Below are 21,152 nucleotides of genomic sequence, written 5' to 3' on the forward strand. Positions count from 1 at the left end.
CTTTTATTTTTATAGGGTCGCCTGCCGATGCAGGCGCCTTGAAACGCACGCACATTGATTTCTGAATCGACAAGCGATTCAGAAATCGAAAAACACTGTCTCGCCTTCACCCTGCACACGGATATCAAAACGATAGGCCGTCTGCCCCTCGTGCGTGCAACGGCGCGCCACCAGGGTTTCGCGACGCGGGGGCTGCTCGATCAGATTGAGCACCGGGTCCTGCGCATTCGCCTGGGCTTCGTCGTCGAAATACAGCCGCGTCTGCAGATGAATATTGATGCCACGGGCAAACAGCGAGACATTGATGTGCGCCGCCATCGGCACACCCGCCGCATTGCGCGCCGAGCCTGGCTTGATGGTCTTGAGGATCCATTGACCATCGTCCGCGGTAGCCGTGCGACCAAAGCCGTTGAACGGCCTGTCCGGGTCGAATTCGCTGTGATACGCGCCCTGATGATCCGCCTGCCAGAATTCCAGGTAGGCATCACGAATCAGATGACCGTTGCCGTCGAAGACGTTGCCCAGCAACACGATATGCTCGCCGGGCGCCTCGGGCCTGGCCATCTCGTTCCAGATTTCCAGTTCGCGGGTCGGGTTGCCGGCCACCTGTGGTGCAAGACCGATGTGGACGTAAGGGCCAGCGGTTTGCGAAGGGGTTTCCTGCAGCAATTGAACGGGCATGTCGGGCCTCCTCAGCAATTTTCGAAGTGAGTCTTGCGCTGGCCGCGCAACACGATATCAAAGCGGTACGCCAGGCAATCCATAGGGTTGCCCATGCCCAGGTCGAGCCTGGCAATCAGGCTCTGCACGGCGTCCGGATTGGCGATGGCCTTGACGATCGGGCAGATCGGAATCAGCGGATCGCCTTCGAAATACAACTGGGTAATCAGGCGTGTGGCAATCGACGGCCCGCTGATCGACACGTGAATGTGCGCCGGGCGCCAGTCGTTGGGACCGTTGCGCCACGGGTAGGGCCCTGGCTTTACGGTACGGAAGCTGTAATTGCCTTCGCTGTCGGTCAGTGCACGTCCGACGCCGCCGAAATTGGGATCGATGGGCGCCAGATAGGCATCGCGCTTGTGGCGATAACGCCCACCGGCGTTGGCCTGCCAGATCTCCACCAACGTGTGCGGAATCGGCTTTCCATACTGATCGCAGACCCGCCCGGCCAGCAGGATACGCTCGCCGATGGGCAGACCGCCGTTGTTGAAATTGAGCAGCAGATCGTTATCGTGCTGACCGAATTTCAAATGCGAGAAATCCGGGCCGGTGGTTTCGGAAATGGACTGCGGGATACTGACCAGCGCCTGACGCGGCGAGCGCAGGATCGAGGTCTTGTAATCAGGGGTGAGAGCTTTTGGATGCCAGTTTCGGTCACGAATGACGAAGCGGCTGTTGTCCGCGGCAGACATGGCGTTCTCCTCGTTTTTCTTATGGGGCGCGCAGGCGTGGGTCACATGCGCTACAGGCTGCGGCGAAGTGTCGCGCGATCCATGCTTATAGAGAACTGAAATAAACCCCATGATCCATAACCAATTGGTTATGGATACTAGACGTTGCGATAGGCCTCTCCAAGGCTCCGCAGTTCGTCCACGCACCACTGCGCTGCGCGCGTGAGTGGCAAGGCCGGGTTGCTGCACAAACCGACCGAGCCGCCCGGTTCACGAATACCCATGTCCAGCTCCACCAGCGTGCCGCCTTTCAACTCCAGCGACACGGCATCCAGTGGCGCGATCCACACCGCATCGCTGCATTGCACATAGCGGCGGCTGAGGGTGAGCGAGAGGGTTTCAAGGCGTTGACGCGGCATGCGGATACCGCACTGCACGAACAGACTGTCGGCAAACTTGCGGATGGTGGTGCCTGCCAGCGGCAATACCAGCGGGAATTGCTCCAGACTTTCGGGCTTGAGCGGCGCAGCCAGCAACGGGTGATCGCTGCGCACCACCAGCGTCATCGACTCGTTGTACAGGTGCTCGAACGTCAGGCCCTGAATCTGCGGGCTGTCTGTCATGCGCCCGACCACCAGATCCAGCTCCCCTACCCTCAATTGCGACAGCAGATACGCGCTGGGCCCGGTCATCACGCTGACGATCAGCGCCGGGTGCCGCTGGTGCAGGCGATGAACGACCTCAGGCACCAGCAGGCTTTCGGCCGTCGACAGTACACCCAGTCGTGCAGTGACGGTGTCATGCTCACCCGAGCGCAGGCTGCTGACGCCCTCGCGCAGGGCCTGCACGCTGGGCCCGGCAAACCGCATGAACGCCACGCCGGCTTCGGTGAGTGCCGCGCCGCTCTTACTGCGCACGAATAACGTGGTGTCGAGCAGGGTTTCCAGCTCTTTGAGACTTTTCGACAGCGCAGGCTGACTGATCGCCAGAACGTCGGAAGCACGCGCCAGACTGCCCTGCCGGGCCACTTCAAGAAAGCAGACCAGATGGCGAAATTTGATGCGTGTATCGATATTCACTGCGCGTCGTGTCCGGTAAATGAAAGGGAATACAGCTCAACGACAAGGCAGCTCAGCGACTCAGAAACGACGCCACTTGAGGCGCGTCAAATGGCCAGTCCAGCTCGTCACCGGTGTCGATCCGACGCAACACAGGAACGCGCAACTCATAGCGTTCATGCAGTTGCTCATCCTCGCAGATGTCGACCAGCTCAACCAGCAGGCCGTGCTCAATGGCAAATGGCAGTAAAACTGCTTCGGCAACCTCGCACAGCGGGCATCACAGGGTGCTGAACAGCTGGCATTCGGGGGTCATGAGTCGATCCTCGGCGAATCCTCGGTAAGCGGAAATTATTCTAGGCGCGCACCGGGATCACGTCGACACCCGGAAATGCGCCTTGCTGAACGCATTGGCGCGGTCCAGTACCGGTTTCTCGAAACAACGGTAACCGACCCAGCCATAGCACAGCGCCGCAGCCATCATCAGCAGCGCGAAAAACAGGTTGTCCAGGTAGCTTTCGGGCCAGGCCCCCACCAGACTCCAGACCCTGCCGATCACCCCCAGCACCAGCAGATGAGACAGATAGATCGTGTAGGACATATCGCCCACGGCAACCAGAAACACCGGCACCACCAGCTGTCGGCGCCGTTCGAGCAAGGCCAGCGTCACCACCAGTACGCCGAACGTGCCGCCGACCATGAGCATGCGCAGCAGCCCCTGACTTTCGTACAACCGGTAATAGCCGATCAGGGGCACCGCCGCCAACAACGCGACACCGAGCAGCAACCAGACCGCAGCCGTCGGCACGCGGGCACTGTGGCGACCGTAAAAGAACAAGGCCAGCGCGGCACCCAGCATGAATTCGAGGGCATAGGGATGCAGGACGATCTTCACTGCCGAGGAATAGTCCTGCCAGTCTGCCAGCGTATTGAACACCACGATGATCATGCCCCAAACACCGAGCAGAAACGGCAGACTGCGCTCGCGAAACAGCAGGAAGCCGGAGAACACCACGTAGAACCACAGCTCGAACAGCAGCGACCAGGCCACCATCACCAGCAGCACCTTGTCGTTGGGCAACAGCAGGAACGACATGATCAGATTGGACGAGCCATGCCCGCTGTTGACCATGCCCGGCTGCACCAGATAAACCCCCAGGGTGATGAAAAAGTACAACCAGTAGGTGGGATAGATCCGCGAGACCCGATTGAACAGAAAGCGCTGAGCCTCGACTCCGCTCTGAAAACGGCCACGGCTGACAATCACTATGACGAATCCGCTGATGACGAAAAACAGATCGACGCCCAACTGAAAAAAATCGAGCCAGGGCGGCAAAAGGATATCGCCACCGGAAAACTTGCTCTCCACCGACATCATATGAAACAACACAACGCCAAGGACCGCTACGCCCCTGAGCCCCTGCAGGGAATACAGCCGCTCCATGCCTCTCTCCATTCAACGGATGTCGCGCGCGCCAGGCCATCCCGTGGTCACGCGTGTGGAGCATAGCCAATGGCCAGAAATACGGAACCCCAATCTTCCAGTGCTTGCGGTTTTTCCTGGCAGATAGTTTTGGAGTAAGGTGCAGCGGCTGCGTAAAGCCTGATCGAACACGATACGCCAATCGAAGTGAACCTTCAGGAATCACCTGTACTCGAAACATTCATACGCCCACCAAACGGAGAACATCATGGCCCGCCAAACTGCACAGAATGCTCAGGAAATCCTGAGAGCCGACTTCCAGGTACTGGTTGCCGACACTGAGAAATTGCTGGCGCATACCGCCTCTCTCGCTGGTGATCAGGCCGATGAACTGCGCGCCCAGATCCGCGAAAGCCTGCTGCGTGCCAAGGAAACCCTGAAGACCACCGAAGATTCGTTGCGCGAGCGCGGCGAAGCTGCAGTGATCGCCACCGAAGATTACGTTCAGAACAACCCCTGGCAGTCCGTCGGTATCGCCGCAGGTGTCGGCTTTCTGATCGGTCTGCTGGCTACAAGGCGCTAACATCATGACTCTGGGAACGGAATCAGCACCGCCCGAGGGAACTCCGGGCTCTTCACCGCGGCGCCTGGGCGCTGCCTTCCTTGGCCTGTTGCACACTCACGTCGAGCTGTTCGGCATCGAACTGCAGGAACAGAAAGCGCGAACCGTCAGCCTGCTGCTGTTCGCCGGTCTGGCACTGGTTTTCGGCCTGCTGCTGCTCACTGGGCTCTCGGCCTTGCTGCTGATCGTTCTGTGGGACAGCTATCGCCTGGCCGGCATCGTCGGCCTGTGTACGTTTTACCTGCTGGCCGCGATTTTCTGTGGATTGCGCCTCAAGGCAGCGATCTTCGACGAGTCTTCGCCCTTCCATGCGACCCTCGAAGAACTGGCCAATGACCGCGAGCGATTGATGCCATGAGTGAACCCAAGTCGCACCAGAGCAATACCCGTCGAGAACTGCGCAAGGCACTGATTCGCTTGCGTATGGAAATGCACCGCCAGGAAATTCGCCACGAATCTGCGCAACTGATGCAACCGTTGCAACGCTTTCGCGGCATCCGTCACGACTGGAAAAGCGCGCTGGGCTTTCGCCACGCGCCGCTCTGGGGCGTGGGCTCGGTTGCCCTGCTGGGTTTTCTGAGCGGCAAACGTGCCAAGACCGGACGTACCAGCCTGCTGGGTCGCCTGTTGAAGCTGGGCATCACGTTGACGCCAGTGGTCAAGGTCGCCATGCAAACGCGCGCCCTGCAGAATCGCAATCGCAAAGTCTGATTGCGCCATGCGTCCAGCGTGACCCAGGCCTGACTGTATCGGCCTGAATATAAATGCCCGCTCCGGTATTCCGGAGCGGGCATTTGTTTTTCTACGGGCCTGTTTTCATCAATGCAGCCCTTGCGGCAGGCGTGTCGAACCGGGAAGCTACGCCCCTATTACTGACGGAGTGAACGCATTGGATTGGCAAACGCTGCTTAACCGCGAACGACTGGGCAAGACCCTGCACAGCCCCGAGGAACTGGGGCGCAGTCCGTTTCACAAGGACCATGACCGGATCATCTTTTCCGGGGCCTTTCGCCGCCTGGGGCGCAAGACCCAGGTGCATCCGGTGTCCAGCAACGATCATATTCATACGCGCCTGACCCACTCGTTGGAAGTCAGTTGTGTCGGCCGTTCGCTGGGGATGCGCGTCGGCGAAACGCTGCGCTCTGCCCTGCCCGACTGGTGCGATCCGAGCGACCTGGGCATGGTCGTGCAATCGGCCTGCCTGGCGCACGACATCGGCAATCCGCCGTTCGGTCACTCGGGCGAAGATGCGATTCGCAACTGGTTCAATCAGGCGGCCGGGCGTGGCTGGCTTGATGCGATGAGCGACACCGAGCGCAATGACTTTCTCAATTTCGAAGGCAATGCCCAGGGCTTTCGGGTGCTGACGCAGCTGGAATACCACCAGTTCGACGGCGGCACCCGCCTGACCTACGCCACGCTGGGCACTTACCTCAAATACCCGTGGACCGCGCGCCACGCAGATTCGCTGGGCTACAAGAAGCACAAGTTCGGCTGCTATCAGAGCGAACTGCCGATTCTTGAGCAGATTGCCGGCAAGCTGGGTTTACCGCAGCTCGAAGATCAACGTTGGGCGCGCCATCCGCTGGTGTATCTGATGGAGGCTGCCGACGACATCTGTTACGCCCTGATCGACCTGGAAGACGGTCTGGAGATGGACCTGCTCAACTACGCAGAAGTGGAATCACTTTTGCTCGGGCTGGTCGGTGATGATCTTCCGGAAACCTACCGGCAACTGGGTCCGGGCGACTCACGGCGGCGCAAACTGGCAATCCTGCGCGGCAAGGCCATCGAACACTTGACCAACGCGGCCGCCAGAGCCTTCGTCGAGCAGCAGGATGCCTTGCTGGCCGGCACCCTGCCTGGCGACCTGGTCGAGCACATGCACGGTCCGGCCAAACGCTGTGTGCTGAATGCCAAGGACATGGCGCGCAAGAAAATCTTCCAGGACAAGCGCAAGACCCTGCATGAAATCGGTGCCTACACCACGCTGGAGATCCTCCTCAATGCGTTCTGCGGCGCGGCCGTCGAACAGTTCGGCGGCAGGACGCCATCGTTCAAGCATCGGCGCATCCTCGACTTGCTGGGTAACAGTGCGCCCGATCCCAAGGCACCGCTACATACCTCGTTCCTGCGCATGATCGACTTCATCGCGGGCATGACCGACAGCTACGCCAGCGAAATGGCCCGGGAAATGACCGGCCGCTCCGGACAGATATAGCCTCCCTCGACCCGCCCGCTGCCTGAACGGATGCAGGCAAAAGGCTGGTCAGACTGATTGCCTCGCAGAACTCAGACAGGCCCTACAAGCATGTCGGACGGGTCCTATCGCAGGTTTTCTTGCATCCCTCAATAATTCCAGCCACTTCAACTGCCATCCGGCACGTCATCCATCCGCCTGCGATACTCACGGGTCCGCACGCCGCCTGCCGATGCCTGAACGCTTCGCCAGGGCCTTTCCGGAACGCTCATGTCCACACATAGCCTGCGCATCCTTCTGGTGGAAGATCACCCGTTTCAACTGATTGCCACCCAAGTGCTGCTCAACAATCATGGCTACTTCCTGCTGACTCCCGTGCTTACGGCTGCCGAGGCGATGGCCGCCATGCAACGCAGTGCCGAACCCTACGGGCTTTTGTTGTGCGATCAGTGCCTGCCGGACATGTCGGGCCTCGACCTGATCGACGAGGCATCCCGACACGGCTGGCTGCGCCAGGCCATTCTGCTCAGCGGCTTGCCGGATACACAGCTTGAAAACCTGCAGCAACTCGCCCTGCAGCGCGATCTCCCTCTGCTCGGTTGCCTGAGCAAACCCCTGCACGGACCCGACCTCAGCCGCCTGCTGGGGCACCTCGTTGACTGACATCGGCAACCCGGCTTTATGCGCTTTTGGATATCCCGGGTAAAAACCGGTACATACCTTAAACCGGCAAACCGTACCGATTACATTCGACGTTCAGACGCGTAGGAAATCATCAGTCAACATGAATGATGATTCCAGAAAGTAATAAACATTGGGTGCATCGCTCGCCAAACACACAATGAAATAAGCGTTAACGTTTAAACACACTTGTGTTCTACGTAGGCTTTTACGTACTCCGATACGCTAATTCTTGTAGGACCTTTCCTATATATGCCTGCCGAGCAAGTCTCTTTATGTGCCTGCCCGAACATCTGAGCTAAGGTGCGCGCTTTCTTCACTGCTTGTTATGGAATGGAATATGAACTCAGTTTTTATCATCGACGATCACCCGGTCATCCGGATGGCGGTAAGAATGCTTCTGGAGAACGAAAACTATGAGGTGGTCGGCGAAACCGATAACGGTGTCGACCCCATGCAAATGGTTCGTGAATGCATGCCCGACCTGATCATCCTCGATATCAGCATTCCCAAGCTCGACGGCCTTGAGGTGCTGGCTCGCTTCAATACGATGGGGCTGTCCTCCAAGATTCTGGTGCTGACGTCGCAAACTCCCAACCTGTTTGCCATTCGCTGCATGCAATCGGGTGCCTCGGGTTATGTGTGCAAGCAGGAAGACCTTAGCGAGCTGCTCAGTTCGGTGAAAGCGGTATTATCCGGCTACAATTACTTTCCCAGTCAGGCGTTGACGTGCGCAGTTCGTGAAGATGGACAGACCCACGAGCTGGAGCTGTTCAAGTTGGTCAATGACCGCGAACTGATGGTATTGCAGTTATTTGCCCAGGGCCGTTCCAACAAGGAAATAGCCAAGGGTATGTTTCTCAGTAACAAAACCGTCAGTACTTACAAAACGCGACTGATGCAAAAACTAAAAACAAGAACCTTGGTAGAACTTATCGAGATGGCAAAACGCAACGCGCTAGTGTGAGAAAACGGATGCCCAAGCGCTTCAGACAATTATTAATACTGGCTACAAGCCTGTGCATAGGCTGGGGTGCTGAGGCCGGTCCTCATGCGGCCGATCACTATACCCTGCTCGGTCGCTCGAGCCCGGCGCACATGGATGTGAAGCTGGAAAGTCACCAGTGGCAGTGGGTGCGCGGTCAACGCGAACTGATTCTCGGCACCTCGAACCCCGATTACCCGCCCTTTGATATCACGATGTCGGGTAACGATTACGAAGGCATCACTGCCGATTATGCAGGGATCATTTCGGATGCGCTGGACCTGCCCGTCAGGGTTCAGCGTTTCGAAACCCGTGATGCGGCGATCAAGGCCCTTGCCGCAGGCCAGATCGATCTGCTGGGTACCGCAAACGGTTTTGAAGCCATCGATCGAAACATCAGGCTTTCGCAGCCCTACTCGGTGGATCAACCCGTTCTGGTCACCCGGGTCGGAGACACCCGCCCCCTGAACGAGGGCCTGAAAGGTATGCGGCTGAGCATGGTCTATCACTACCTGCCACCTGCCGAGGTCGAAGCGTCCTATCCAGGCGCAACGCTGAAAACCTATCCCTCTTTTCAGAACGCCATCAACGCAGTCGCTTTCAATCAGGCGGACGTGTTTCTGGGCGATACGATTTCCACCCAATACATCATCAACAAGGGTTATCTGAACAACGTGCAGATGTCGAATTTCGGCCAGCACGAGCCCAACGGTTTCAGCTTCGCGGTCAGCAACGAAAACACGCAACTGCTGGGCATCATCAATCAGACGCTGAAAGCCATCCCCGTCGATGAACGCATCAATATTTCCAGACGCTGGAGCACGGGCAGCGACCTGCTGCTCACCGACCAGAAGCTGCAACTGACGCAACGCGAGGAACGCTGGATCGCGCAGCACCCGACCGTACGCGTGGTCGTCAACGAAGCGTATGCGCCGCTGACATTCTTCGATGCCAAGGGTAACTTTCGCGGCATCACCGCAGACTTGCTCGAACTGGTGCGTCTGCGTACCGGGCTTAGGTTCGACGTCAAACGCTCGCCCAGCCTGACCGACATGCTCAATCAGGTCAGCGAAGGCCAGGCAGACATGATCGGCGCGCTGGTGTCCAGTGATGCGCGTGAGGACCGCTTGAGCTTCACCCGCCCCTACATCGACAACTCGTTCGTGCTGGTCACCCACAAGGGCCAGGGTGCCCCCAGCTATCTGGAGCAGATGGACGGCAAGCGTCTGGCGATCACCCAAGGCAGCCCGATGCTGGACTGGCTAAGCCGCAAATACCCCAGGGTCGTGCCGCTGGAGATCGACAATCCATTCCAGGCGCTGGACATGTTGTCGCTGGGCAGAGCGGAAGGTGCAGTCATCTCGCTGCTCAGCGCGGACTATTTCCTGTCTTCCGGCATCTTCGAGGAGCGTTTGCAGATGACCGCCACCGTCGGCGAGGATCCGGCGCTGATTTCCATGGCGACCTCACGCAATGCCATCGAGCTGAGTTCGATTCTCGACAAGGCGCTGGCGAGTATCGCGCCGCAGGATCTGGCAGCGATCAACAACCGATGGCGCGTCTACACCCCCTCACGCGCCAACTGGCATGACTATGAGCGGCTGATCTATCAGATTGTGGTGGGTGCAGGCCTGTTGCTGCTGGGCCTGCTGGCCTGGAATGCCTGGATGCGCCGGCAGATACGTCAGCGCGAGGCTGCGGAACGAGCGCTGGGCGATCAGTTCGAATTCATGCGCGCGCTGGTCGAGGGTACACCGCATCCAATCTACGTAAGGGATCGCGAAGGTATGCTGCGCATGTGCAATGACAGCTACCTCAGGGTTTTCTCCGCGCAACGGGAAGACATCATCGGCAAGAGCGCCACCGAAGGGGTGCTGGGCAATGCCTTCGAAGCCCGGGAGTATGCTGCCGACTATCAGCGGGTCATGGCCAGCAATACCGCGCTGATCCTCGACCGCCCTCTGCGCATTGGCGATCGACAGTTGACCATCTACCACTGGATCCTGCCGTTTCGTGACTCTCTGGGCGAAGTGCAGGGCATCATCGGTGGCTGGATCGACATCAGCGAGCGTCGCCAGCTCATCGAGGACTTGCAGGCTGCCAAGGAGCAGGCCGACGCCGCCAGCCGGGCCAAGAGCACCTTCCTTGCCACCATGAGCCATGAAATCCGCACGCCCATGAATGCAGTGATCGGCATGCTGGAACTGGCGCTCAAACGTGCCGATCACGGCGAACTGGATCGCTCCGCCATCGAAGTCGCCTACAGTTCGGCCAACGACCTGCTCGACCTGATCGGCGATATCCTCGACATCGCCCGCATCGAATCCGGGCGGCTGTCACTCAACCCCGAGCGGGCGAATCTGCGTCGTCTGGTGGAATCGGTGCTCAGGGTATTCGACGGTCTGGCGCGGCAGAAGGACCTTGAGCTGGTACTGGAACTGGACAGCAGGATCAATGCCGACGTATTGATCGACCCGCTGCGCTTCAAACAGATACTGTCCAACCTGGTCAGCAATGCCATCAAGTTCACCCCGATGGGGCGGATCAAGGTCGTACTGCAGGCAGCCGAAAGTCCGGACCCGCAACTGCTGCATCTGCACATCACCGTTCAGGACAGCGGCATCGGCATCAGTGTCGAAGACCAGCAACGCCTGTTTGAACCGTTCGCTCAGGCCGATAATACCGGACAAATGGCGCGTACCGGCGCCGGGCTCGGGCTGGTGATCTGCCGCAGTCTGTGCATGATGATGGGCGGCAATCTCTCGCTCGACAGCACACCGGGGCACGGTACCCGGATCAGCATGAACCTGGTGCTGACCACACTTGAAGCGCTGACCGGGCAGCCCGTCGTTGCGCAACCGGCAGCCGTCGTTCATCAGGCACTCAGAATCCTGATCGTCGACGATCATCCGGCCAATCGACTGCTGCTTTGCCAGCAGCTCGGCTTTCTAGGCCATCACTGCGAAATGGCCGAAAACGGCGCGCAAGGGCTCGAGCGCTGGAAGACCGATACCTTCGATCTGGTCGTCGCCGACTGCAACATGCCTATCATGAACGGCTACGACATGACCGCGGCTATCCGCGAACAGGAGCGCGCCTGCGAACGCCAACGCTGCCCGGTCTGGGGCTTCACGGCCAACGCGCAGCCCGACGAGATAGAACGCTGCCGGGCGGCAGGCATGGACGATTGCCTGTTCAAACCCATCAGCCTCTCGATGCTCAGCGAGCGGCTGGCAGCCATTGCCCCGCTTGCGCCCCTGCGGGCCCTGCCCTTCAGCCTCGACAGCGTCAGCAACCTGACCGGTGACCGTCCTGAAATGGTTGAGCGCCTGCTCGCGCAACTGCTGCACAGTAACCACGAAGACCGGCTGTTGCTCGCCAGACTGATGCCGGAAAACAATCGTCAGAAAACCCGTGACCTGGCGCACAGGATCAAGGGCGCAGCACGGATCATCCAGGCTTCAAGGGTGGTCGACGCCTGTGATGCGCTCGAACTGGCCTGCGAACCGGACACGCCGGATGAACAGTTCCGCACCTGCCAGCAGGCGGTCGAACTGGCCATGATCGAGCTTGAGGACGCACTGATACTGCAACAGGCAAAGCCTGACTGAGCGAGCGCTGAAGACGGTACGGCGAGGGTATGTACGAAAGGGTACGCGGGAACAGGCAAGGGAAGCAGGCGCTGGCCTGCTTCCCGCTACATCAGGCGGCCGGATTGATTTCTTTTTCCGGGTACCAGACGTCGATCAGCGGGCTGACAGTGACTTCTGTCAGTTCGCTGCGGCCCTTGAGCCAGGCTTCGACAGCAGCACGCTGCTCTTCGCTGACCGAGCCACGCTTGCTCAGGCAAACCAGACCGAAGTCGTCGCCGCCCACATAGCCAAGACCGTTGGCTTCCATTGCTTCTTTCAGGAAAGCGTCAAGGAAAGCATCGATTGCCTTGTCGTCCAGCTCTTGCTTGAAGTCCAGGTTCAGTTCGAAACCCAATTCCTGGAACTCGTCCACACACAGTTTCTTGCGCAGACGGCGGGAGCGGTTAGTGGCCATGGGACAATCCTCATCAATAAATATCGGGCGGCACTTTACCAGCTTGGCAATTTAAAAGCCCGACAATTACAGCGGGTGATGGATATCCGGCCTTGCAGCAGCCGCCGATGCCGAATCAATAAAAAATAGCATTTACCGGCTTACCCCCCGGTCACAAGCCTGCCCCGCTTGGGGCATAATGCGACTCGTTTCATGCGTGGCATTGCGTGTTACAAAAAAAGCCCGCCGCGCATTCACTACTATAGTTATCGAAATCGAATCGCCATTTGCAATAGTTACCGAGGGAATTCATCCATGCCCTCTTTTTCGTTTCCCTCTTTGCAGTAGGGTTTTAGTCAATGATCAAGTCGCTACGTCCATTGTTGCTCGCGTCACTTTTTTTGCCCCTGGCTCTGCCCTCCTACGCCGCCGTCATCAACACCACGCTGCCCCCCAAGGTTCAACAGGCTATGAAAGCCAGCAAACTCAGCGATGACGCACTGTCGCTGGTGATGTTGCCGCTTAACGGCCCGGGCACGCCGACCGTATTCAACGCCGACGTATCGGTCAATCCGGCTTCTACGATGAAGCTGATCACCACTTATGCGGCCCTGGAAATGCTCGGCCCGACCCATCAGTGGAAAACCGAATTCTTCACCGACGGCACTCTGAGCAATGGCGTGCTTCGCGGTAACCTGTATCTCAAGGGCGGTGGCGATCCCAAGCTGAATATGGAAAAGCTCTGGCTGCTGATGCGTGACCTGCGCGCCAACGGTGTACAGCAGGTGACCGGCGACCTGGTACTGGACCGCAGTCATTTTGTGCAACCGCAATTGCCGGTGTTCAACGATGACGGCAATGACGACAACAAGCCGTTTCTGGTCAAACCCGACGCGCTTATGGTCAACCTCAAGGCGCTGCGATTCGTGACCCGTAATGACGATGGCAGGATTCTGCTCTCGGTCGAGCCGCCGATTGCCAGCATCCGCATTGATAATCAGGTCAAGGCAAGCGCCTCGAAGCAATGCACCGGGGATGTGCGCTACAACCCGGTCACCCAGGCCGATGGCAGCGTCAACGTGACGGTCACCGGCCAGTTGGGCAATGGCTGCAACTCACAGACCTACCTGTCACTGCTGGACCATCCGACCTACGCGGCCGGCGCAGTGCGAGCCATCTGGCAGGAACTGGGCGGCACCATTCAGGGCAAGGACCGCGTTGGCGTGCTGCCCGGCAATGCCAAGTTGCTGGCCAAGGCCTTTTCACCGGATCTGGTGGAAGTCATTCGTGACATCAACAAATTCAGCAACAACACCATGGCCCAGCAACTGTTCCTGAGCCTGGGCGAAGAGTTCCGCAACGAAGCGGACGGTGACGACGGCAAGGCCGCGCAACGTGTCATCCGCCAGTGGCTGGCGAAGAAAGGCATCACTGCGCCGCATCTGGTCATGGAGAACGGCTCCGGGCTTTCGCGGGCCGAGCGTGTCAGCGCGCGTGAAATGGCGGTGATCCTGCAAGCGGCCTGGCGCAGCCCCTATGCGGCCGAATTCATGAGCTCAATGCCGCTGGCCGGCCTCGACGGTACCATGCGCAAGCGACTCAAGCGTACCCCGCTGCTGGGCGAGGCGCACATCAAGACCGGCACCCTGAATACCGTACGCGCGATTGCCGGCTTCAGCCGCGACAGTAACGGCAACACCTGGGCAGTCGTGGCGATCCTCAACGACCCGCGTCCGTTCGGCGCATCCTCGATACTCGACGAGGTACTGATTGATCTGTATCGACAGCCCAAGCTGACCAACACCACGGTCTCGATCCAGCAATAACCAACCGATACTGGCCATCAACAACAGACCCGCTGTCGCAGCGGGTCTGTCTTCATCAGCGTTGCTCGGGCTCGACCCGATCGCGACCGGCCTGTTTCGCCGCATAGACACCCGAGTCGGCGCGCAGCAACATCGCGTCGACACCCTCACCCTCGCGCCAGCTGGCGATCCCGAAGCTGCCCGTGACCACCTGATCGACGCCTTCGATAACCTGCTTGCGCAGTTCATCGCGCAGGCTCAGTGCCAGTTGATAGGCCTGGGCACCGCGCGTTCCCGGGCAGATCACCATGAACTCTTCGCCACCCAGGCGGCAGAACACATCATCGCTGCGCAGCCGCTGGCTGATCTTTTCCGAAATGGCCTTGAGCACCTGATCGCCTGCGGCATGCCCGAAGCGGTCATTGATCCGTTTGAAGTGATCGATATCGAGCATGATGACCGACAGGTTACCGCCGTGCCGGTCGATTCTTTTCAGCTCGGACTGCATCCGGTCCTGAAAGTAGCGCCGATTATAGGCACCGGTCAGCACGTCAGTGACCGACAGCGCACGCAACTCCTGCTCGACGCGCTTGAGGTCGGTGATATCGGACACAAAGCCATGCCACAGCACGCTACCATCGGCCAGGCGCTCAGGCGTCGACGCCGAGCGTAGCCAGCGCAAACCCTTGCGTGGCAGATCAACGCGGTACTCCTGACTCCACGGTGTCAGGTGCTTGGCGCTGATCAAAATGGAGCTTTTGACCCGTGTCAGATCCACCGGCTGTATGCGTTGCAGGATAGTTTCAGAGTCGCCCAGCAACTGCTCTTCATCCACTTCGAACAGCTCGCACATGCCGGCGCTGGCGTACCTGAAACGCGCGCTGCCATCAACGGCCAAATGGTACTGGTAAATACCGCCTGGGACTTGCGAGCCGAGCTTTTTCAGCAACTGCCCCTGCTCGGCAAGGGCCTGATTGACACGCTTGTGCTCGGTAACGTCGATGCACACGGCCAGATACCCGGTCCAGAGCCCCTGATCGTCACGCACCGCGGTGACCAGCATATTCACCACCAGCGTGCTGCCATCGCTGCGCTGCAGGGTCCACTCCTGCGAAGGGTGGTTACCATCCTGCACGGCGTCGAGAAACATCAGTTGCGAGGCGCTGATCGGTTGCCCGCGGCTTTTGCTCAAGCGGCTCGCTCGGGCCTCCAGGTCAGCAGACTGATAAAAGTCCATGAGGCGAAACCTGCCCAGCACATCCTCCTGTGCATAGCCGAGCATTTTCTGTGCCCCGACATTGAACGTCTTGATCAGCCCGTCCAGATCGGTCGCGATGATTGCCACTTCTGTCGCCGCATCCAGCACACTGCGCAGTTGACCGTGCGCAGCCCTCAATTGTTGCTCGCGCTGGCGCAGCTCGCGGGTACGCTGCGCCACCCGTTGCAAGGCGCGCTGACGCTGGCTGATCAGGCTGTAGAGCAAGGCACTGAGCATCAGGCTCAAAAGTCCTCCAAGCCACAGCACCCGACCGGGCATCATGATTTGGTTATTCAGACTGAAAATCTGCGTAGGGCGAACCTCGACCAGATAATCCCTGTCGCCCAGGCTCAGCAGGCTGCTGGCGTACAGCTGATTGCGTATTGCGGGGAGCGGAGACTGGTAGACCTGCTCGGGCGTTTCCGGCGAACTGAGGTCGAGCATGGTCACGGCAAGGTTGTCCTGCTCCGCCGTTCCAACGTTCATCAATTGCGTCAGGCTGATCACTGCGGTGACGTAGCCCCTCAATTGCGGAACCGGCTGGCCAATCGAGAACACCGGTGCGACCAGCAAAATGCCGTAGGTATCGGACGGCTCCAGGGACAGCAGGCGAATACGAGGCGTTGCGACCGTTCGTTTCAGCAAGCGCGCACGCTCCAGAGCGGCACGCCGCACCGGCTCGGAAGCAATATCAAACCCCGCTGGCGTTGGAATGTTGCTGAGGGTCTGGATGAATCGAACCGGGAAGTATTCATTTCGCACTGCGGCGATTTTCAAGGCGCCGTTTTCATCCATCTCGCGTATGGCATACCCGGGCGATCCTTCCTCACGCGACTGTCGTTCAAAGGCTGCAAGCTCGGCCTGCAGCACCCTCGGGTTCCAGGCATACGCCTGGGTGCCAATCAGCAACGGCGCGACAAACCCGTCGAATTCGGACAGTTCAACCTGATGGGAGTAGATAAAGAAGCGAGCCAACGTGTCGAGCCGGGTGACCTGCCGGTCCAGACGCTCCTGCAGGCGACTGAAGCGCTCCGCGGCAACCATGTCGAAACGCTGACGCAACTGGCGCTGATACAACTCGTTATCGGCCAGCGCCAGCATGATCGTAAGTGCCGTACCGATCAGCAATACCAGCACTGCGATAAGCCACGCTGATCGCTGACCATTGATGAAACTCAGAATTCTCAGCTTGAACCGTTTCACTGTCATACACACAAACTCATGACGCCAACATACGGAAGCGTCAGGCTGGCTATGACTTCTGTTATAGCTATTCGCCAGTAATTTTCATAGGCTTATGGCGGTTTCAGGACGATCCGTTGGTCTGTCTGCACGGGCATGCAAGCGAGTGCAGGAGGTATCGCGAGGCGCGATGAACGGACCATTACCGATCAGTTCATCGCGCACCGGATCAGCTACGCGCCATGATTTTCCAGGCGCGGTGGATCTTGCCGTTACGGGCGAAGTCCTGATCGATGGTTTGCGCGGTAATGTCCTCGACCGCGTAACGCTGACTCAGGTTTTCATCAAGCACAAACTTGCGGAAGTTGTTGGAGAAGTACAACACGCCTCCCGGTGCGAGACGCGCCATGGCCAGATCGATCAGCTCGACCTGATCACGCTGGACATCAAAAATGCCTTCCATGCGCTTGGAATTGGAGAACGTCGGCGGGTCGATGAAGATCAGGTCGTACTCGTCGCGATTGGCCTGCAGCCAGGCCATCACGTCGCCCTGCTCGAGACGATTCTTGTCGGAGAAACCGTTCAACGACAGGTTACGACGCGCCCAGTCCAGATAGGTCCGCGACAGGTCGACGCTGGTGGTGCTGCGCGCACCGCCCTTGGCAGCATGCACACTGGCCGTCGCCGTGTAGGCAAACAGGTTCAGGAAGCGCTTGCCGGCCGCCTCGCGCTGAATACGCATGCGCATCGGCCGGTGATCGAGAAACAGCCCGGTGTCCAGGTAGTCGGTCAGATTGACCAGCAGCTTGACGCCGCCTTCGCTGACTTCCAGAAACTGGCCCTGGGCGCTCTGGCGCTCGTACTGCTTGGTGCCGCTCTGACGCTCGCGACGCTTGATCACTACGCGGTTCTTGTCGATGTTCAGGGCTTGCGGAATGGCCGCCAGCGCATCGAACAGCCGGGCTGACGCCTTTTCCGGATCGATGGACTTGGGTGCGGCGTATTCCTGAACATGCACCCAGTCGTGATACAGATCGATCGCCAGCGAGTATTCAGGCATGTCGGCGTCATACACGCGGTAGCAATCGATCCCCTCGCGACGTACCCACTTGCCCATCAGCTTGAGGTTCTTTTGCAGGCGATTGGCAAACATCTGCCCGCCTTCACTCAGGCGCGCCTGTTCGACCACCACCGGTTCCGGCTTGATCGGGTTGCCGTTCTTGTTGAGTTTGCGCTCAACGACTTCAACCTCGACCGGGTTTTCGCGTTCGATCTGACGCTGCTCGGGGGTGCGTCGCTCGCCGGTCACGAACTGGTCAGGCGTGACCTTGATCAGCAGCAGCTTGCACGGCAAGGCGCCGTTCCAGAACGAATACTGTTTGTGGCTGCGAATGCCCATGCGCTTGCCGAGGTCCGGCGCGCCGGTGAACACCGCAGCTTCCCAGTTAAGGCAGGCCTGACGCAGGCGCTCGCCGAGGTTCTGGTAGAGATACAGCAGGCTGGCTTCGTCACCCAGGCGCTCGCCGTACGGAGGGTTGCAGATCACCAGACCTTTCTGGTTCTGGTCGGGACGCGGCTCGAAGGTCGCGACTTCGCCCTGATAGACCTTGATCCAGTCACTCAGACCAGCACGTTCGATGTTGTTGCGTCCCGGCTGGATCAGTCGCGGATCAGCCTCGTAACCGCGAATCCACGAAGGTGTTTTGGCCAACCCGGCGTCTGCGCGGGCCAGCGCTTCGTCGTGCAGCTTGCGCCACAGCGCCGGGACGTGGCCCAGCCAGGCCGAGAAGCCCCAGCGTTCACGCTTGATGTTCGGGGCGATGTCGGCGGCGATCATCCCGGCCTCGACCAGAAACGTACCGACACCGCACATCGGGTCAGCCAGCGCGCCGCCCTCGGCAGCGATGCGCGGCCAGCCAGCACGAATCAGGATAGCGGCAGCGAGGTTTTCCTTCAGCGGTGCAGCGCCCTGCTGCAGACGGTAACCGCGCTGGTGCAGGCTATGCCCGGACAGGTCGAGGGACAGAATGGCTTCGCCGCGATCCAGGCGCAGGTGCACGCGCAGATCGGGGTTGATCTTGTCGACCGAAGGACGCTCGCCATCCGGAGTACGCAGCTTGTCGACGATCGCATCCTTGACCTTCAATGCACCGAAATGGGTGTTATCGATGCCCGAACCATGACCACTGAATTCCACCGCAATGGTGCCGTCGGATTCAAGATGATCCTGCCACTCGACATCCAGTACGCCGTGGTAGAGGTCTTCGGCATCCTTCATCGGGAAGCGCTTGAGCACCAGTAACACGCGGTTGGCCAGTCGCGACCAGAGACATAGCCGGTAAGCGGTCTCCATGTCGGCCGAGCCGCGAATGGCTGAAGTGTGCTCGCGGGTCTCTTGCAGGCCCAGCGCAGTGGCTTCCTCCGCAAGCAGGCCTTCGAGACCCTTGGGGCAAGTGAGGAAAAGTTCGTAGCGATCCGACATGTGTATTCCAGGGCCTGAGCCGTCTGCGGCGGGCAACGCATTGCCCTGCCAGATTTGAACAGGCGTCTTTCATGGAGAACGCCTGCGTGGCACGTGATGTGTGCCGGTCCACCGCATGATCCTGTCATGTCATTGCGGCAGTTCTGGCGCGTATTAGAACAGATATCAGGCAAGTCGATGTCGGCAATAAGGCACGCAATCAAAAGTGGTGTTTTGAAAAGTCACATTTGTGCAGCGCCGATCATGACCCTTCGTCGCTTAACCAGCCAAGGCATTGAGCCAGTATATGAGCCTGATAAGCGATTTCAATTAGCCTGCAAACGCCCATGTTCAAGGGGCTGCAGAAAAAATCATGGTTGAAACAGATCATCGCTTATTGCTCGACAGACCTAAATGTGACGTGCTTATGACAAAACGATCATTCACACCGCCCTGCGCTTTGGTTAGAAATCGTCTCAGGTCATCGCCGCAATGGTGATGGCATCAAGGCCCGCGACGCCGGCAGCGGGCCCCAACGGCAGAAGATTCTGCCCGACCTCATCACGGGGTCTCAGGGATATTACAGTCAACAGACGAGGGCATTACCCTATGAGAAGACTTAAGCGTGATCCGTTGGAAAGAGCATTTTTACGCGGATATCAATACGGCGTTCATGGTAAATCCCGTGAGCTTTGCCCTTTTACTCTACCGTCAGTACGCCAGGCATGGATCAATGGCTGGCGCGAAGGACGCGGCGACAACTGGGACGGTATGACCGGCACTGCGGGCATCCACAGACTCAACGAACTTCACGCGGTCGGATGAGGCGATTCACATCAAAGACTTTCGGCCTCTGTCGGGCCACACACATGATTGACTGATTCACACCTGCACCATGCACGCCCGACCCGGGCGGCGGGCCAACGCCCAGGGGCTCTCTTGCAGATCCCCTTTTTTTTACCCGGGGTTCAGCGTGCGGCGCGAGGCATCGCCGCAATGGCATCCACCGACTCTCGAATCAGCGCAGGGCCCTTGTAGATGAACCCCGAATAGATCTGCACCAGACTGGCCCCCGCGGCGATCTTCTCGGCGGCGTGTCGGCCTTCGGTGATCCCGCCTGCGGCGATGATCGGCAGACGCCCCGCGAGCTCACCGGCCAGGACCTTGACGATGTGCGTGCTTTTTTCCCGAACCGGCGCGCCCGACAAGCCGCCTGCCTGATCAGCATGCGGAAGGCCTTCGACGCCTTGGCGGCTAAGCGTGGTGTTGGTGGCGATGACTGCGTCCATACCGGACTCGATCAGGGCTGCGGCCACCAGCACGGTCTCTTCGTCGGTCATGTCCGGGGCAATCTTGATCGCCAGCGGCACACGCCTGCCATGCCGTTGCGTCAGCTCCTGCTGGCGCAGGCTTAGGGCCTGGAGCAGTTGCTTGAGCGAGTCGCCGAACTGCAGGCTGCGCAGCCCCGGCGTATTGGGCGAACTGACGTTGACCGTAACGTAGCTGGCATGGGCATAGACCTTGTCCAGACAGATCAGGTAATCGTCGACCGCACGCTCGACCGGCGTGTCGAAGTTCTTGCCGATATTGATGCCCAGAACGCCGCGATATTTTGCCGCTTCGACACGGGACACCAGGTTGTCGACACCCAGATTGTTGAAGCCCATGCGATTGATGATCGCCTCGGCGTTGGGCAAGCGGAAAATACGCGGTTTGGGGTTGCCCGGCTGCGGACGTGGCGTCACTGTGCCGATCTCGACGAACCCGAAGCCCAGTTGCGCGAAGCCATCGATGGCTGCACCATTCTTGTCCAGGCCGGCTGCCAGCCCCACAGGATTGGGAAATTCAAGGCCCATCACACTGACCGGCAACTTCGCCGGGGACTTGCTCAGCAGGCCATTGAGGCCCAGCCGTCCGCCTGCACCGATCAGGTCCAGCGACAGGTCATGAGAGGTTTCCGGGGAAAGTTTGAACAGTAACTGGCGGGCCAGGTTATACATGGCGGGATGGGCTCGTGAGCAGCTGAATTCAGGGTGGCGATTATAGACGTGTGCGGGCCT

The 21,152-nt window shown here is 59.2% G+C and carries 18 protein-coding genes; 9 read left to right on the plus strand and 9 right to left on the minus strand.

What is annotated here, in order from left to right; all coding sequences use genetic code 11:
• Positions 1-78 precede the first annotated feature (78 nt).
• The 5 genes from pcaG to PCPL58_RS17895 form a co-directional block, all read right to left on the minus strand.
• A complete protein-coding gene (gene pcaG, locus PCPL58_RS17875; RefSeq protein ID WP_003366941.1) occupies positions 79-681 on the minus strand; it encodes a protocatechuate 3,4-dioxygenase subunit alpha in 603 nt (200 codons plus the stop codon).
• Positions 682-692: 11 nt separating this feature from the next.
• Entirely contained in the window at positions 693-1,412 is a 720-nt protein-coding gene (gene pcaH, locus PCPL58_RS17880) for a protocatechuate 3,4-dioxygenase subunit beta (protein ID WP_003366939.1), read from the minus strand.
• Positions 1,413-1,549: 137 nt separating this feature from the next.
• Positions 1,550-2,470, minus strand: a complete 921-nt coding sequence (pcaQ, locus tag PCPL58_RS17885; protein WP_003366937.1) for a pca operon transcription factor PcaQ — start codon at positions 2,468-2,470, stop codon at positions 1,550-1,552.
• A gap of 52 nt (positions 2,471-2,522) precedes the next feature.
• A complete protein-coding gene (locus PCPL58_RS17890; protein WP_232002956.1) occupies positions 2,523-2,723 on the minus strand; it encodes a glutaredoxin family protein in 201 nt (66 codons plus the stop codon).
• A gap of 99 nt (positions 2,724-2,822) precedes the next feature.
• A complete protein-coding gene (locus PCPL58_RS17895; RefSeq protein ID WP_065350065.1) occupies positions 2,823-3,893 on the minus strand; it encodes an acyltransferase family protein in 1,071 nt (356 codons plus the stop codon).
• Positions 3,894-4,140: 247 nt separating this feature from the next.
• On the opposite strand from PCPL58_RS17895, the gene PCPL58_RS17900 reads away from it, so the two are divergent.
• The 7 genes from PCPL58_RS17900 to PCPL58_RS17930 all read left to right on the plus strand — a co-directional run bounded on the left by PCPL58_RS17900 (position 4,141) and on the right by PCPL58_RS17930 (position 11,971).
• Positions 4,141-4,455, plus strand: a complete 315-nt coding sequence (locus PCPL58_RS17900) for an ElaB/YgaM/YqjD family protein (RefSeq protein WP_002553118.1) — start codon at positions 4,141-4,143, stop codon at positions 4,453-4,455.
• A 4-nt stretch (positions 4,456-4,459) separates the two neighbouring features.
• Positions 4,460-4,852, plus strand: a complete 393-nt coding sequence (locus PCPL58_RS17905) for a phage holin family protein (RefSeq protein WP_002553117.1) — start codon at positions 4,460-4,462, stop codon at positions 4,850-4,852.
• Positions 4,849-5,205, plus strand: coding sequence for a hypothetical protein (locus tag PCPL58_RS17910; RefSeq protein WP_003366928.1), 357 nt, complete (start codon positions 4,849-4,851; stop codon positions 5,203-5,205). Before PCPL58_RS17905 ends, PCPL58_RS17910 begins: the two co-directional genes overlap by 4 nt.
• Before the next feature lie 178 nt (positions 5,206-5,383).
• The gene (locus PCPL58_RS17915; protein ID WP_003433027.1) at positions 5,384-6,715 is read left to right on the plus strand and encodes a deoxyguanosinetriphosphate triphosphohydrolase; all 1,332 of its coding nucleotides are present in this window, start codon (positions 5,384-5,386) and stop codon (positions 6,713-6,715) included.
• Between the two features lie 249 nt (positions 6,716-6,964).
• On the plus strand, positions 6,965-7,357 hold the full coding sequence (locus PCPL58_RS17920) for a response regulator (RefSeq protein ID WP_065350066.1): 393 nt from the start codon (positions 6,965-6,967) through the stop codon (positions 7,355-7,357).
• A gap of 358 nt (positions 7,358-7,715) precedes the next feature.
• Positions 7,716-8,342 (plus strand): response regulator transcription factor, encoded by a 627-nt coding sequence (locus PCPL58_RS17925; RefSeq protein ID WP_065350067.1) that lies wholly within the window; start codon positions 7,716-7,718, stop codon positions 8,340-8,342.
• Between the two features lie 8 nt (positions 8,343-8,350).
• Entirely contained in the window at positions 8,351-11,971 is a 3,621-nt protein-coding gene (locus tag PCPL58_RS17930) for a transporter substrate-binding domain-containing protein (protein ID WP_083188420.1), read from the plus strand.
• Positions 11,972-12,062: 91 nt separating this feature from the next.
• Here the strand turns inward: PCPL58_RS17930 and PCPL58_RS17935 are convergent, their stop codons facing one another.
• The gene (locus PCPL58_RS17935; RefSeq protein WP_003346101.1) at positions 12,063-12,407 is read right to left on the minus strand and encodes a YggL family protein; all 345 of its coding nucleotides are present in this window, start codon (positions 12,405-12,407) and stop codon (positions 12,063-12,065) included.
• Positions 12,408-12,745: 338 nt separating this feature from the next.
• Between PCPL58_RS17935 and dacB the strand changes: the two genes are divergently transcribed.
• Positions 12,746-14,212, plus strand: a complete 1,467-nt coding sequence (gene dacB / locus PCPL58_RS17940) for a D-alanyl-D-alanine carboxypeptidase/D-alanyl-D-alanine endopeptidase (RefSeq protein ID WP_065350068.1) — start codon at positions 12,746-12,748, stop codon at positions 14,210-14,212.
• A 55-nt stretch (positions 14,213-14,267) separates the two neighbouring features.
• Here the strand turns inward: dacB and PCPL58_RS17945 are convergent, their stop codons facing one another.
• Both PCPL58_RS17945 and rlmKL read right to left on the minus strand, forming a co-directional pair.
• A complete protein-coding gene (locus tag PCPL58_RS17945) occupies positions 14,268-16,658 on the minus strand; it encodes a sensor domain-containing diguanylate cyclase (RefSeq protein ID WP_065350069.1) in 2,391 nt (796 codons plus the stop codon).
• A gap of 202 nt (positions 16,659-16,860) precedes the next feature.
• Entirely contained in the window at positions 16,861-19,113 is a 2,253-nt protein-coding gene (gene rlmKL, locus PCPL58_RS17950) for a bifunctional 23S rRNA (guanine(2069)-N(7))-methyltransferase RlmK/23S rRNA (guanine(2445)-N(2))-methyltransferase RlmL (protein WP_065350070.1), read from the minus strand.
• A gap of 588 nt (positions 19,114-19,701) precedes the next feature.
• Between rlmKL and rmf the strand changes: the two genes are divergently transcribed.
• Positions 19,702-19,917 (plus strand): ribosome modulation factor, encoded by a 216-nt coding sequence (gene rmf / locus PCPL58_RS29720; protein ID WP_002553055.1) that lies wholly within the window; start codon positions 19,702-19,704, stop codon positions 19,915-19,917.
• 143 nt (positions 19,918-20,060) lie between these two features.
• On the opposite strand, the gene PCPL58_RS17955 is transcribed toward rmf, so the two are convergent.
• Positions 20,061-21,092, minus strand: a complete 1,032-nt coding sequence (locus PCPL58_RS17955) for a quinone-dependent dihydroorotate dehydrogenase (RefSeq protein ID WP_003346110.1) — start codon at positions 21,090-21,092, stop codon at positions 20,061-20,063.
• Positions 21,093-21,152: the final 60 nt, after the last annotated feature.

The sequence above is a fragment of the Pseudomonas cerasi genome, from assembly GCF_900074915.1.
Taxonomy (GTDB): Bacteria; Pseudomonadota; Gammaproteobacteria; order Pseudomonadales; family Pseudomonadaceae; genus Aquipseudomonas; species Aquipseudomonas cerasi.

Coding starts and splice junctions, on each gene's coding strand:
- pcaG (WP_003366941.1), bottom strand. CDS start 681: ATGCCCGTTCAATTGCTGCAGGAAACCCCTTCGCAAACCGCTGGCCCT.
- pcaH (WP_003366939.1), bottom strand. CDS start 1,412: ATGTCTGCCGCGGACAACAGCCGCTTCGTCATTCGTGACCGAAACTGG.
- PCPL58_RS17895 (WP_065350065.1), bottom strand. CDS start 3,893: ATGGAGCGGCTGTATTCCCTGCAGGGGCTCAGGGGCGTAGCGGTCCTT.
- PCPL58_RS17900 (WP_002553118.1), top strand. CDS start 4,141: ATGGCCCGCCAAACTGCACAGAATGCTCAGGAAATCCTGAGAGCCGAC.
- PCPL58_RS17905 (WP_002553117.1), top strand. CDS start 4,460: ATGACTCTGGGAACGGAATCAGCACCGCCCGAGGGAACTCCGGGCTCT.
- PCPL58_RS17910 (WP_003366928.1), top strand. CDS start 4,849: ATGAGTGAACCCAAGTCGCACCAGAGCAATACCCGTCGAGAACTGCGC.
- PCPL58_RS17920 (WP_065350066.1), top strand. CDS start 6,965: ATGTCCACACATAGCCTGCGCATCCTTCTGGTGGAAGATCACCCGTTT.
- PCPL58_RS17925 (WP_065350067.1), top strand. CDS start 7,716: ATGAACTCAGTTTTTATCATCGACGATCACCCGGTCATCCGGATGGCG.
- PCPL58_RS17930 (WP_083188420.1), top strand. CDS start 8,351: ATGCCCAAGCGCTTCAGACAATTATTAATACTGGCTACAAGCCTGTGC.
- PCPL58_RS17935 (WP_003346101.1), bottom strand. CDS start 12,407: ATGGCCACTAACCGCTCCCGCCGTCTGCGCAAGAAACTGTGTGTGGAC.
- dacB (WP_065350068.1), top strand. CDS start 12,746: ATGATCAAGTCGCTACGTCCATTGTTGCTCGCGTCACTTTTTTTGCCC.
- PCPL58_RS17945 (WP_065350069.1), bottom strand. CDS start 16,658: ATGACAGTGAAACGGTTCAAGCTGAGAATTCTGAGTTTCATCAATGGT.
- rlmKL (WP_065350070.1), bottom strand. CDS start 19,113: ATGTCGGATCGCTACGAACTTTTCCTCACTTGCCCCAAGGGTCTCGAA.
- rmf (WP_002553055.1), top strand. CDS start 19,702: ATGAGAAGACTTAAGCGTGATCCGTTGGAAAGAGCATTTTTACGCGGA.
- PCPL58_RS17955 (WP_003346110.1), bottom strand. CDS start 21,092: ATGTATAACCTGGCCCGCCAGTTACTGTTCAAACTTTCCCCGGAAACC.